Origin of the sequence: Acinetobacter sp. ACNIH3 (assembly GCF_002918965.1) — a bacterium.
Taxonomy (GTDB): Bacteria; Pseudomonadota; Gammaproteobacteria; order Pseudomonadales; family Moraxellaceae; genus Acinetobacter; species Acinetobacter schindleri.
In genome coordinates this window covers 1-14,241 of record NZ_PQLP01000038.1, presented here as the reverse complement: position 1 = coordinate 14,241, position 14,241 = coordinate 1, and the positions used below count along the sequence as shown (strand labels likewise).

At 43.7% G+C, this 14,241-nt stretch carries 11 protein-coding genes and 1 pseudogene; 2 read left to right on the top strand and 10 right to left on the bottom strand.

The genetic code is table 11. The annotated features are described in order from the left end of the window. Nucleotides 1–4 precede the first annotated feature (4 nt). Together glmS and C3420_RS13030 are read left to right on the top strand one after the other, a co-directional pair. The gene (gene glmS, locus C3420_RS13035) at nt 5–1,843 is read left to right on the top strand and encodes a glutamine--fructose-6-phosphate transaminase (isomerizing) (protein WP_103800704.1); all 1,839 of its coding nucleotides are present in this window, start codon (nt 5–7) and stop codon (nt 1,841–1,843) included. 58 nt (nt 1,844–1,901) lie between these two features. Next, a complete protein-coding gene (locus tag C3420_RS13030) occupies nt 1,902–3,275 on the top strand; it encodes a phosphomannomutase CpsG (protein WP_103800705.1) in 1,374 nt (457 codons plus the stop codon). A gap of 62 nt (nt 3,276–3,337) precedes the next feature. On the opposite strand, the gene galE is transcribed toward C3420_RS13030, so the two are convergent. The 10 genes and pseudogenes from galE to C3420_RS12980 all read right to left on the bottom strand — a co-directional run. After that, nucleotides 3,338–4,357: a UDP-glucose 4-epimerase GalE gene (galE, locus tag C3420_RS13025; RefSeq protein ID WP_103800706.1), complete on the bottom strand. Its 1,020-nt coding sequence runs from the start codon at nt 4,355–4,357 to the stop codon at nt 3,338–3,340. Beyond that, nucleotides 4,350–6,023, bottom strand: a complete 1,674-nt coding sequence (pgi, locus tag C3420_RS13020) for a glucose-6-phosphate isomerase (protein WP_103800707.1) — start codon at nt 6,021–6,023, stop codon at nt 4,350–4,352. The genes galE and pgi overlap by 8 nt, the downstream gene beginning before the upstream one ends. Beyond that, nucleotides 6,023–7,279 carry a nucleotide sugar dehydrogenase gene (locus C3420_RS13015; protein ID WP_103800708.1) on the bottom strand — a complete coding sequence of 419 codons (1,257 nt, stop codon included), beginning with the start codon at nt 7,277–7,279 and terminating at the stop codon, nt 6,023–6,025. Before C3420_RS13015 ends, pgi begins: the two co-directional genes overlap by 1 nt. Nucleotides 7,280–7,309: 30 nt before the next feature. Next, nucleotides 7,310–8,185 carry a UTP--glucose-1-phosphate uridylyltransferase GalU gene (gene galU / locus C3420_RS13010; RefSeq protein WP_103800709.1) on the bottom strand — a complete coding sequence of 292 codons (876 nt, stop codon included), beginning with the start codon at nt 8,183–8,185 and terminating at the stop codon, nt 7,310–7,312. Between the two features lie 24 nt (nt 8,186–8,209). Further along, the gene (locus C3420_RS13005; protein ID WP_103800710.1) at nt 8,210–10,084 is read right to left on the bottom strand and encodes a polysaccharide biosynthesis protein; all 1,875 of its coding nucleotides are present in this window, start codon (nt 10,082–10,084) and stop codon (nt 8,210–8,212) included. A gap of 44 nt (nt 10,085–10,128) precedes the next feature. Continuing rightward, a complete protein-coding gene (locus C3420_RS13000; RefSeq protein ID WP_103800711.1) occupies nt 10,129–10,659 on the bottom strand; it encodes an acetyltransferase in 531 nt (176 codons plus the stop codon). Continuing rightward, on the bottom strand, nt 10,652–11,665 hold the full coding sequence (locus C3420_RS12995; protein WP_103800712.1) for an MraY family glycosyltransferase: 1,014 nt from the start codon (nt 11,663–11,665) through the stop codon (nt 10,652–10,654). The genes C3420_RS13000 and C3420_RS12995 overlap by 8 nt, the downstream gene beginning before the upstream one ends. Before the next feature lie 7 nt (nt 11,666–11,672). Continuing rightward, entirely contained in the window at nt 11,673–12,611 is a 939-nt protein-coding gene (locus C3420_RS12990; RefSeq protein WP_103800713.1) for an NAD-dependent epimerase/dehydratase family protein, read from the bottom strand. Next, nucleotides 12,611–13,720 carry a glycosyltransferase family 4 protein gene (locus C3420_RS12985; protein WP_103800714.1) on the bottom strand — a complete coding sequence of 370 codons (1,110 nt, stop codon included), beginning with the start codon at nt 13,718–13,720 and terminating at the stop codon, nt 12,611–12,613. The genes C3420_RS12990 and C3420_RS12985 overlap by 1 nt, the downstream gene beginning before the upstream one ends. Before the next feature lie 3 nt (nt 13,721–13,723). Continuing rightward, nucleotides 13,724–14,241, bottom strand: a pseudogene (locus C3420_RS12980) (hypothetical protein); the annotation flags it as partial.

Below are 14,241 nucleotides of genomic sequence, written 5' to 3'. Positions count from 1 at the left end.
AAATATGTGTGGTATCGTCGGTGGCATTGCGGAACGCAGCATTACCAATATTTTAATTGAAGGCTTAAAACGCCTGGAATACCGTGGCTATGATTCAGCAGGTTTAGCCCTGATTAACAATCATCAGGTTCTGCGTGAACGCCGTGTCGGCAAGGTTTCCAACCTTGAACAGGCGGTGAATGAATCACAGATTAGTGGTTCCCTCGGTATTGCACATACACGCTGGGCAACCCATGGCAAACCAACTGAAGAAAATGCCCATCCGCATATTTCTGAAAATGTGGCAGTGGTGCATAACGGGATTATTGAGAATTATCAAGAACTTAAAGATGATCTTGAAGCTTTGGGCTATGTGTTTACCTCACAGACCGATACTGAAGTGGTTGCCCATCTGATCAATGATGCACTGAAATCTACCCCAAGCCTGTTAGAAGCTGTACGTCAGGTGGTGCCGCAACTAAAAGGTGCTTATGCACTAGGTATCGTACATACGGATCATCCAGATGAACTGATTACCGTACGTGAAGGCTCTCCACTGGTGATTGGTGTCGGCATTGGTGAAAACTTTATCAGTTCTGACCAACTGGCTCTGTTGCCGATTACCAACCGTTTTATTTACCTTGAAGAAGGTGATATTGCCCGTTTGACCCGCACCACCATTGAAGTCTTTGTCGATGGTCAACTGGTCGATCGTCCGGTCAAAGAACTGGATGCTGCGGTCAGCAATGCTTCTAAAGGTGAATACAAGCATTACATGCTCAAAGAAATTTATGAGCAGCCTGAAGCGATCAAACAGACGATTTCCCAAGCTTTAAATGGGAATGATCTGCGCGAAGATTTTCTTGCGAATGCCGTTGAGGATTTTGCCAAGATTCAGCAAATTCAAATAATTGCCTGCGGTACCAGCTATCATGCCGGCATGATCGCCAAATACTGGTTTGAACAGCTGATTGATCTGCCTTGCCAGATCGAGATTGCCAGCGAATTCCGTTATCGTACGCCAGTGATTGTAAATCATACGCTGTATGTGTGTATTTCCCAATCTGGTGAAACTGCCGATACCTTGGCTGCATTACGTGATACACAGAAACGTGCGGCTGCCAAAGGACTGGATATCACCACCATGACGATTTGCAACGTAGCAACCTCCTCGATGGTACGTGAAACCAATCACAGTCTGCTGACTTTGGCAGGCCCTGAGATTGGTGTTGCATCGACTAAAGCCTTTACCACACAGCTAGCTGCACTGATGCTGTTGGTACTAAAACTGGGTACAGTCAAAAACACAATTTCAGCAGAACAGGTGGCAGCCATTAGCACCGACTTATGGCATATGCCAAAGGTGATTCTGGATACCTTGCATCATGACAATGAAATTTTACGCCTTTCTGAACTGTTTGTAGAAAAGCAGCACTGTCTGTTCCTGGGTCGCGGTACACATTTCCCGATTGCGCTAGAAGGCGCCTTGAAGCTGAAGGAAATTTCCTATATTCATGCTGAAGGTTATGCCGCAGGCGAACTTAAACATGGTCCATTGGCCTTGGTCGACAACGACATGCCCGTGGTGATTCTGGCACCACAGGATGACATGCTGGATAAACTCAAATCCAATATGGAAGAAGTGCAGGCACGTGGTGGTGAGCTGTTCGTCTTTGCTGATGAAAACAGTGGTATTAAAGCCAAAGACCGTCAACATATGGTCCATATTCCTGCAGTCAATGCAGTACTGGCCCCGATTGTGTATAGCATTCCGGTGCAGTTATTATCCTATCATGTCGCAGTGCTGCGTGGTACGGATGTCGATCAGCCGCGTAACCTGGCAAAATCGGTCACTGTAGAATAATTAGAATTGAATCAAGGCTGGAGAACCGGCCTTTTTCTTCTGAATAGAGAGCCTCTAAATGACAAAACTGACGTGCTTCAAAGCCTATGACATTCGCGGAAAATTGGGTAGCGAACTCAATGAAGAGATTGCCTATAAAATTGGTCGCGCCTATGGACAAATTTACCAGCCCAAAACCATAGTGGTCGGTTGTGATATTCGCCTTAGCAGTGAAGATTTAAAACAGGCCACCATCCGTGGTTTAAATGATGCGGGCGTGAATGTTCTAGATTTAGGTATGACCGGGACTGAAGAAGTTTATTTTGGTGCCTTCCACTTAGATGTGCAAGGTGGTATTGAAGTCACTGCCAGCCATAACCCGATGGATTATAACGGCATGAAACTGGTGCGTGAAAATGCCCGCCCGATCAGTGCCGATACAGGTTTAAAAGAAATTCAAGCGCTGGCTGAAACAGGTACTTTTAATGAGGTTGTAGAAAAAGGCACAACCAAAAAATATAATATCCTGCCTGAATTTGTCGATCATCTAATGACCTATATTGACCCTGCAAAAATTTGCCCGATGAAACTGGTGGTGAATGCCGGTAATGGCGCAGCAGGTCATGTCATTGATGCGATCGAAGTAAAATTTAAAGAACTCAATGTTCCCGTCGAATTCATCAAAATTCACCATGAAGCCGATGGCAACTTCCCGAATGGAATTCCTAACCCGCTATTGGTAGAAAACCGTGACAGTACCCGTAATGCCGTGATTGAGCATGCTGCCGACATGGGGATTGCCTGGGATGGCGACTTTGACCGCTGTTTCCTGTTCGATGAAAAAGGCCAGTTCATTGAAGGTTATTATATTGTCGGTCTGCTGGCACAGGCTTTCCTGCTGAAACAGGCGGGTGAAATAATTGTGCATGACCCGCGTTTGGTCTGGAACACTTTTGATATTGTTGAGCAGTTTAAAGGTGAAGCGATCCAGTCCAAGTCTGGTCACTCCTTCATTAAAGAAAAAATGCGTGAACACAATGCCGTATATGGCGGTGAAATGAGTGCCCATCACTATTTCCGTGATTTTGCTTACTGTGATAGCGGCATGATTCCATGGTTGCTGGCTATGGCTGTACTATCTGAAACAGGCAAATCCTTATCTTCTCTCGTGGAAGAGATGATTGCCAAGTTCCCATGTTCAGGTGAAATTAATTTTAAAGTGGCCGATACCCAGGCCACCATCCAAAAACTTTTCGATCATTATGCCGATCAGAAACCTGAAATTGATCAGACTGATGGCGTCAGCCTGAATTTTGGTAGCTGGCGTTTTAATGTGCGAGCATCTAATACCGAACCATTATTGCGTTTGAATATTGAAAGCCGTCGTGACCAGAATCCACGACCAATGCAAGACTATGTGAATGAGCTGACCCAGCTGATTCAAAGCAGCTGAAGTCAGAAAAAAGAGCCAGATCAAAATGGCTCTTTTTTATGCTTGATACTTATCTGAAAAAATTAATCGCGATAGCCTTGTGGATTCTGCTTCTGCCAGTTCCAGCTATCTGCCAGCATATCTTCCAGACCATATTTTGGTTGCCAACCCAGCTCTTTTACTGCACGGGTATTATCGGCAAAAGAAGTCGCCACATCGCCTTCACGACGCGGAGCGATTTCAAATGGAATCTGCACCTCGTTAACCTGCTCAAAGGTATTTTTGATTTGCAAGACTGAGCAGCCCTGTCCCGTACCAATGTTCCAAGCACGGCAACCTTGTGTTTGCAGACGGTTAGTCAATGCACATAAATGCGCATTGGCCAAATCCACCACATGGATATAATCCCGTACGCCTGTCCCATCTACCGTATCGTAATCATCACCAAAAATAGATAGTTTTTCACGACGGCCCACAGCCACCTGAGTCACATACGGCATCAGGTTATTGGGAATCCCTTGCGGGTCTTCACCAATCTGGCCACTTTTATGTGCTCCAACCGGATTAAAATAACGCAACAAGGCGATTGACCAGCGACCATCGGATGCCGATAGCTTTTGTAATAGCTGCTCTACAATCAGCTTGGTATAACCATAGTTATTGCTCGGCATACCGGTCGGCATATCTTCATTTAAAGGCGAGATATTGGCTTCATCATAGACTGTAGCCGAGGAACTGAAGACCAGACGGAATACACCAGCGCGCTGCATGGCCTGTACCAGGCTGATGGAGCCTGAAATATTATTTTCAAAATACGTCAGCGGAATTTGCTGGCTTTCCCCTACCGCTTTTAAACCGGCAAAATGAATCACGGCATCAATTTGATAGGTACTAAAAATCTGATTCAAAATATTTTGATCTAGAATATCACCTTGAATAAAATCCAAAGATTTTGAAGCCAAAGCCTGCACACGATTCAGAGATTCTTCAGAACTATTAGAAAGATTATCTAGTACCACGACTTCATGTCCGGCATTTAATAATTCCAGACAGGTATGTGAGCCGATATAACCAGCACCACCAGTTACCAGTACTTTAGCCACGCTGTTTCCCCATTAATATTGCAATTAAACCTTGTGTCGAGGCATCCAGCGCGGATACATCCGCCTGTTCACCATTTAAAATCGGCAAGAGCTGGTTGGCAATTTCCTTGCCTTTTTCAACGCCCCACTGGTCAAAAGGATTAATATTCCACAGTACCGACTGTACAAACACTTTATGTTCATACATGGCGATCAGCATCCCCAGACTATAAGGATTGAGCTCTTGCATTAAAATAGTTGAACTCGGCTGGTTCCCTGCATACTGCTTATAGGTCGGTAGGTCGGCCAGTTCACTGGCATCTAGCGCCTGATTACCAAAGGCCAGTAGCCGCGACTGTGCCAAACAGTTGGACAGGGCCAAATGATGCTGTTCAATCAGCGCATCGGCATTGTCGGCATAGGTAAACTGGTTCGCATTATAACGCTGAACCGGTGCAATAAAATCACTGCTCACCGATTGGGTGCCCTGATGCAATAACTGATAGAAGGCATGCTGGGCATTCGGTCCGACTTCTCCCCAGATAATCGGGCAGGTATCCCATTCTACTTTCTCGCTATTACGCTGAATGGATTTACCATTGGATTCCATTTCCAGCTGCTGCAAATAAGAAGCAAAATATTTTAACCGGCCATCATAAGGCAATACTGCATGGGTTTGTATATCCAGGAAGTTGTTGTTCCAGACCCCTAACAGTCCCATCAACACCGGAATGTTCTGTTCAAATGGTGCAGTCTGGAAATGCTCATCTACCGCATGGGCACCTGCTAAAAAATGCTGAAACCCCTGTACCCCGATCGTCAATGCAATAGGCAAGCCAATACAGGACCAAAGCGAATAACGACCGCCAACCCAGTCCCAGAGCAGGAACTGGTTTTCCGGTGCAATTCCCCAAGCGGTCATTTTCTCCGGCTTGGTCGAGACCCCAATAAAATGATGCTGGATTGTGCGCAGGTCCTGTCCCAGGGCTTTTTCCAGCCACAGGCGTACCGTTTGCGCATTAGAGAGGGTGTCAATGGTACCGAAAGATTTGGAGGAGATAATAAACAGTGTCGTTTCAGGGCGCAGCTTATGCAGCAGATCAGACAGCTGGCTGCCATCCATGGTCGACACAAAATGTACATTTAGGGGACGCTGAGTGGGCTGTTTAAAGTCAGATAGGGCTTGACTGACCATCAGCGGGCCTAAATCCGAACCACCGACCCCGATATTGACTACATCCTGAATCACTTCACCGGTGGCACCTCGGTACTGTCCAGCATGGATTTTTTCTACCAAGGTAAACATGCGCTGTAACTGGGTATGCACCTCGGCAGCCAGTTCAGGATGCTGCTCATTCTGCTCTGGCAAACGTAAGGCCCAGTGCATCGCAGCACGCTGCTCGGTATAGTTAACCTGTTCTTGGGAAAACAGCCGTTTGATCCACTGCTTCAGATTTTGTGCCTGCGCCAGTTGTACCAGTGCTTGCAACACCTCTTGGTCTATGCGGTGTTTACTAAAATCAAAAGTTACCGGCTCCAAGTTCACCGAGAAATGCTGAAAACGCTGAGGATCTTGCTGAAATAGCTCTTGCAGATGCTTGTGTTCAAACTGATGTTTTAAAGTATTTAATCGGCTTAAAACAGCCTCTTTCTCTTCGAGGGGATAAGGTTGCTGAATCAGACTCATTAACGTCCTACTCCCTTATAGGCAAAGCCTTGTGCTTTCATATAATCCGGATTATAAATATTACGTCCATCCAGGATCAGTGGATGCTGCATGTGATTCAACAGGCTGCGGTAATTGGGACTCCAGTATTGTTTCCAGGCTGTGAGTACGCATAGGGCATGTGCTCCATTTACGGCCTCGTACTGATCTGTGCAATACACCAGATTATCGCGTTGCCCGTAGACTTTTTCAATTTCCGCCAGGGCTTGAGGATCATGCAGCTTCACGGTCACCCCTTGCGCCCAGAGCGCAGTCAACATGGCATGAATCGGCGACTGCTGGATGCGTGAGGTATTTTCCTTAAAGGATGCGCCCCAGATCGCCACAGTTTTTCCGGCCAGATCACCATGGTAATAATTCCACAGCTTGCGAAATAGCAGCTCTTTTTGCTGCTCATTAATTTCCCAGACCTGAGCCATTAGCTGGCTTTTCGCGCCGGTGCCTGACACAGTACTGGCCAGGATCTGAATATCATGCGAGAAGTTTTCGCCGCCGAACCCAGCCCCCGGATACAGATAAGATGAACCAATCCGGCTATCCGCTGCCAGCCCTTGGCGTACATGTTCAATATCAATACCAAGTTTTTCAGCCACCAGAGCCAGATCATTAATATAACTGATGCGCGTGGCCAGCATGCCGGACACGCTCAGTTTGGTAAACTCGGCATCCAGAACCGGCATAAACAGGTATTGCTGTTCACGCGGGAATAACGGCCTGAGCAGTTCCTTCAAAAGCGTTTTCGCCGTTTCATTGCTATAGCCGACAATGAGCTGACTGGCTTCGGTCAGGCTGCGTAAGGCATTACCTTCCTGAATCACATCTGGCAAATAGATCCAGTAATCTTCTGAAAGAATCTGCTGGAATTTTTCGGTACCGTGCAGACCCAAGGTAGAAGCATTGATCATCAGTTTTGGATGGATAATCGGGCGCTGCTTGAGCTCACGCAGGATTTCCAGGCCTTGAATTTCTTCAGTCGGACTTAAGCTAAACAGATAGACATCGATATCTAAAGGAATCGCCTCGAACTTGCAGTATTGTAAAAAGCCCTTGGCATGCTGCTTGTTCAGTAACTGCTGTACGGCCTCATCCTGTGCATAGACTTGCTCGGAAGAGGGTTTTTTCAGCAAATCACACCAGTAGACCTGATGACCACATTCTGCCAGTAAGGCTGCCATGACACCGGCATATAGGGTCTGACCAAATACTGCAATGTTCATAAGGATCCTTGTTATTGTTAAAGTCTGTATTTATAGCTTCAGTTCTTGAATCAGGGCTTTAAAGGACTCACCCAGTACCGGATGATCCACCCCGTAATTCAAGACGGCCTTTAAATAGCCCAGTTTGCTGCCACAGTCAAAGGTCTGGCCTTTCATGCGGTAGGCTTCGACGGTTTCCAGCTGTTGTAATGCGGCAATGGCATCGGTCAGCTGGATTTCATTCCCGGCCCCTTTCGGTGTGGTGGCCAATAGCTGCATAATTTTGGCAGGTAATACATAACGCCCGATCACGGAAAGATTAGAAGGTGCGGTACCGACCGCCGGTTTCTCGACAATCCCCTGCATTGCCGCACTCTGGCCTTCTGCAGGGGCAGCGGGAACATCTACAATGCCATACTGATCGACCAGATGCTCGGGCACAGCCTCAACCATAATCTGCGCTGCTTGTGTGACATTAAAACGTTCAATCATTAAAGCCAGATCATTTTTTTCTGCCTGATCTTTGACCAGTACATCTGGCAGTAACACGGCAAAAGCCTCATCACCGACAATATCTTTGGCACACAGCACCGCATGACCCAGGCCCAGCGGCTGTGGCTGACGCACACTGACCACGCTGACCTGCGGTGGTAAAATTTCGGTAATTTCTTTTAGCAAATCCCACTTTTGCTTCTGCTCTAATGTGGTTTCCAGCTCAAAGTTACGGTCAAAGTAGTTTTCAATTGACGCTTTGGAAGAATGCGTGACCAGAATAATCTGTTCAATACCGGCAGCAACCGCTTCACGCACCACATATTCAATCGCTGGACGATCGACCACCGTCACCATTTCTTTGGGAATAGATTTACTGGCCGGTAAAAAACGGGTACCCAAACCTGCAACGGGTAAAATCGCCTTCTTAATCATATATTTTAACCTGATCTCAATATTTTAATTCACTTTAACTTCTTTACCACGTTGATAGCCATCAACATAGTGCTCCAGCTGGCTTAATGCCCAATCAATATCCGATTGCACCGCGGTTAAATCATTGAAACGCTCAAACACCTGTAATAACTCATCCAGAGGATACATTTTTTCATAAGAACGCAAAATCCGGCTGTGTTGTGTCATTTCGGTATTATCGGCATCAATCAGTAATTCTTCGTAAAGTTTTTCACCAGGACGTAAACCGGAGTACTGAATTTCAATATCGCCGTCCTGACTATCGGCTTCACGGACTTTCAGGCCACTCAGCGCAATCATCTGACGGGCTAGGTCCTGAATCCGTACCGGCTCGCCCATATCCAGCAGGAACACATCGCCACCATGACCCAAAGCACCGGCTTGAATCACCAGCTGTGAAGCTTCGGGGATGGTCATAAAGAAACGGGTGACATCCGGATGGGTCACAGTAATCGGGCCGCCCTTGGCAATCTGCTGTTTAAATAATGGCACCACAGAACCGGATGAACCAAGCACGTTCCCAAAACGTACAATACTGATCTGGGTCTGGTCCTGCGCTTCCGCCATGGCCTGACAGTACAGCTCGGCCATACGTTTCGATGCCCCCATGACATTGGTCGGACGCACCGCTTTGTCGGTTGAAATCAGCACAAAGGTTTCAACGCCATTTTTCACCGCAGCATTCAGGCTAAAGGCGGTGCCAATTGCATTATTTTTCAGACCAGCAATCGGGTTACATTCCACCAGCGGCACATGCTTATACGCCGCCGCATGATAGACCGTCTGCACCGCATACTGTTCAATAATCCGTTCCAGTTTGGCCTGATCAAGAACCGTACCCAGAACTGGGATAATTTCGACATTGGATGCCAGACGCAGTTCTTTATCAATGCTGTACAGGGCAAATTCGGTCAGCTCATAAATCACCAGTTTCTGTGGCTGGTTTTTAATAATCTGTCGGCATAATTCGGAACCAATTGAACCACCAGCACCTGTGACCATTACCACTTTATCTTTAATATTTTTTTCCAGCAGCTCTGCCACAGGCGGCACCGGATCACGACCCAGCAAGTCAATAATATCAACTTCCTGAATATCGGAGACGCGAATTTCACCATCTACCAGTTTGGTCAGGCCCGGAATTTCGGTAATTTTTAAATGTGCCGGTTCCAGAAATTTGACAATTTCACTTTTGCGGCTACGCCCCACAGAGGGTAAGGCAATTAAAATTTCATCAATCCGCAATTTGGCAAAACATTTAAGTGCTGTTTCCGGCAAATAGACATCAATCCCGCCAATATTCTGTCCGCTTAACGATGGATTATCATCAATAAAGAAAATGGGTAAATGTTCATTGGAACGGGTTAAAGTCGCAGCGACCTGCTGGCCGGCATTGCCTGCACCATAAATCGCAATGCGTTTTTTTGGGATACCCGCCTGCACATAAGAACGGACAATAAAACGGATGATCCCACGGCTAAACCACACCCAGGCGAACATCATAAAGCCGAACATCAGTGGAATTGAGGTTGGAATAAAAGCATCTGTTAAATAGGCCAAGGCATAGAGTCCCGCCACCGCCAGAAAGGTCGCTAGCCCCAGTTTGACCATAAATACTTCATTGTAGGTACGTACAATAAAGCGATACACCCCGAACACAAACAGCAGGATAACCGCAATTGCACTGACCCATAGTGAACCAAACGGAATATTCGGCACCACCTCTGCACCAAGGTCAAACTGACGAATGGCATAACACAGCCAGATCAGCACCGGAAATACACAGAAATCCAGAATGACCAGAAAAGCCAATTTGGCAGCACGGGGGGATTCGACAAGGGGAATAACGATGGATTTCATATAGTTTTCAATAAGTCATATCTTAATTTAAAAAGAATTTGTTATTAAGATTTATGTCCAATACGGGTTCCCACCTCTAAAAAAGAGCCAGACGGAATTCTCTGTCCGCCTGCGATGTTTACACCAACACTTAAATGACTAAAGTGTTCGATCACCACATCATGATCTAGCAAGGTCCCAATATTAAGAAGCACACCATCTTGAATAATCGTATTCGTGCCAATTATACATCCTGCCATAATACTTACCCCCTGACCAATTTGAGCAGAAGGTGAAATTACAGCCTGTGGATGTATGATAGTGGCGAGTGGTATTGATAAATCAAGCAGTAATTGTTGCCATTTTTGTCGTATTTGGTTATTTCCAACCGCAACAAGTGCCTCCAAATTTTCTTGCTGAAGCTGAGACAAGTTTTGAATATTTGAGATAATTGAATATTGGCCTACTTGTTTTTGCTCAGGCCAGCGGTCATCCACAAAGTAAATTTGCTGCCATTGTGCAGATAACGCTGCCACTTCAGCAATGGATTGACCAAAGCCCCCTGCCCCTAGAATCAGCAGATTTTTTTTAGGCATCTGGATGTCCTGCTTTTAATTTCATTGCAATTAATATAAGCGGTAAATAGGCCACCAATACCATAAATTCTGGATAAGCCAATGGCTGGGTAACGGTATAATAGGCCAGTGGCAATAACCACACTAAGTTAATCGCTGCTACTGCCAATGTCACAGGTGTATGACTCCCCCATTTGCGCGACAAAATTTGATAACTATGACTGCGATGTGCATCATACATTTTATAGCCGCTCAGCACGCGCTTAATAAGCGTATAGGTGGCATCCACCACAAACACCCCTAAACAAATAATCCATGCACAAAACAGGGCTAAATTTTCTTTGAGGGCGATGAGTGCCAAAATACCTAAGGTTAGCCCTAAAAATCCACTACAGGCATCACCCATAAAAATTTTGGCTTTTGGAAAGTTCCATAATAGAAAACCAAATACACAAGCTGCCAATAACCACAGGATATCTGAATTAAGTGAGGTATTTAGTACAGCGTATAAAATTGCCATACTGACTGTAGTGGTGATAGCCTCAACACTGGCAATACCGTTAATGCCATCCATAAAATTATATAAGTTTAATAACCACACCAAAAACAGTACAGCAATAATATTGGCAATAAAGCTCAGCTCTAAACCATTAAAAGCGGTCACTTCAGCAAAACCACCCAAGCTGATGATCACGCCAATCGCCACTAAAAAATGCACAGCTAAACGCAGCATGGAATTGATATGGCCATGGTCATCTAAAAAGCCCAGCAAAGCGATAACAAAACCTGCAGCCATCAGGGTTAAACCTATATGAACTGACAGTTGTTGACTATAGATCAGCACAATCAAAGCCAATAAATAGCTACATACGACCGCAACACCGCCGCCTCGCGGCGTCGGTACACTGTGGGAGCTACGTTCATTAGGATTGTCTATAATATTTTTCTTAAGGGCGTAATGCCGCATATAACCTGTAAATAATAATGTCAGTATAAAAAATACGATGCTCAGTGCAAAAATTGACATGCGTAAATTACTCTTTCATTTTTAAATAATTTTGACCCGCTTGCAGCATCGCTTGCTGAGTACTCAATGGCGCTGTCCAACCCAACAACTTCTGAGCTTTGGTGGTATCGACCTCTAGTGACTCAAACAACTGTTCATAGAGTTTGGATTTGCCAATACATGCTGCGCCTAGTTTCATAAGCGGTTGCGGAATATAAATAAAACGTGCGGGTTTTCCCATGCCCTGCTTTAAATATTGCACCAGCTCACGTGTAGAGATACGACTTTGATCTGCGACTAAAAATGTCTGATTGGCTGCATTTGGATGTTCAATACAAATCTGAATAAAATCTATCAAGTTTTCGAGTGCTACAAAACTGCGTCTGTTTTTTGTCCCTGCAAAAGGCAAAGGCAAATTGGTTGCAACCAATTTAAGCAGTCGGGCAAAGTTACCCGGAGCATGGGCCGCATAAACCAAGGGTGGCCGGATAATGACTAGCTCTGTTTCTGATCTAGCAAATAGTTTCTGCAACTCTTGTTCTGCCTCTAACTTGGAGACAGCATAATCTGCATGAGGCTGTGCTGGAGCATCTTCTGTAAATGGTTGTTGTGAAGTCACTGAACCATTAACACCTATAGAGCTCATGAAAATAAAACGTTTTACTTTTTTATCCAAAGCTTGACGTGCTAATTGCAAAGTACCTTCTAAATTCACTTTACGAAATTCGCTCAATGGATCTGTTGTTTGTTCATTTAGAATATGGGCGCGGCCTGCTAAATGAATAATGACGTCTATATCTTCAGGTAAGTCTGCTGCAAAAATATTAACAGCGACAAGTTGTTGGATATTTGCAAAAAGTACTTTATTCTGAGTGCGAACTAAAGCAATCGTGTCATACACACTACTCACCTTTTCAGTCAGAGCTGTACCTACAAATCCTGTTGCACCTGTGATTAAAACTCTCATTATTTTAAAGACCGCTTTGATAATACTTGATTATAGACATCTAATGTTTTATGCAACATATGATTAAAATTAAATTGAGTTTCATACAAATGACGACTGTTATCACCTAATTGTAGACGCAAATTTTTATTCACAATTAGTTCTTGAAGTGACTGAACTAAAATATCAATATCCCCTTTAGGGATAATATATCCATTTTTAGAACTAACACTTTCCTTTACCCCACCCACATCAGAAGCAATAATAGGTAAAGATGTACTCATTGCCTCCAAGATAGTCAAAGGAAAACCTTCATAATTTGAAATTAATACAAAAATATCGGCCAGATTTAAAAACTCTTTTACTTTAAAACTTTGTCCATGGAAAATAATTTTTGAATCAAGATTTTCAAGGTTAGCCAATTCCTGACATTTTTTAAGATTTGGTCCATCGCCTAAAAAATCTATTTGCCAAGTTAAATGAGCAGGTAGTTTTGAAAGTGCTTGTATCAAAAAATATTGATCTTTAGGATCTTCAAAGCGTGCAACCATAATCAATCTTACTATAGAGCTAGATTTTTCGATTGCAGAAGTTTTTATGTCTGGTACACCATTATGAATAGTCTGAACCAACTCTGGTGTTCCAACGTTATGTTTAAAACCATGTTGTCGGTCATATTCTGAAACTGTAATAATATGATCTGAGAACTTAGTCATGAAACGTTCTAAAGTCGCATATATTTTTTGTTTTCTAGGGCTTACTCCATCCGTAAAAGCCCAACCATGTGCTGTAAACACTACAGGTAAGTTCAAGGATTTAGCTGCTAAACGACCCAATAAGCCAGCCTTACTAGAATGGCAATGTACTATATCTGGCTTCAGCTGTTTTAAGTGTTTTTTTATTTCCCAAAAACCAAGCACATCGTGGGTTAAAGCGATTTCTCTTTTTAAGTATTTTAATGAGCTGAAGTTTATATTATTTTTTTTTAGCTCTTCAGTGAAAGTTCCCTCTCCACCTACCAAGATATGAACTTGATGCCCTTGACTAATCATTCCTTTTGCTAAGTCAAGAAGATGTACACTAGCGCCTCCTAGTACATCTGAGCGGGTAATGATATAAACAATTTTCATATTTTAAACCAATTTTTTTCTACTAGCATTTAATTTAAATCTAGCTTGAAGTATATAAAAGAAAGCTATATAAACAACCAAATAGTTGTACATTCTCAACCGAACAGCTGTTCCCAAGTTATCATTACCAATTAACCATACACTCGCATACAAAACAAAAAATATGCTTAAAAAACGAATAAAACTGTCTGCATATTTAATATTTTTTAAGATATAAAACAGCATAAATAAAATAGGTATTGTTTCAATTACAAACAATAAAACTGCAAAAGGATTAACTAAATACAATCCAAAAAGTTGACCTAAAGCACTTAAAATAAAATTAGGTAGAAACATCGCTGAATTTGAAAAATCTAAACCTAAATTACTCCCACCTTGCAATTCATTTTCAAAACCTTCTCTATACTCAGTTAAACTTTCAAAAATGCCAATATAATTTGCTACAAACAATACAAAAAAATAAAAAATAAAAAATAAAAAAATACGTTTTCTTGTAAGTTTAATTTTCCATAAAGCTAATG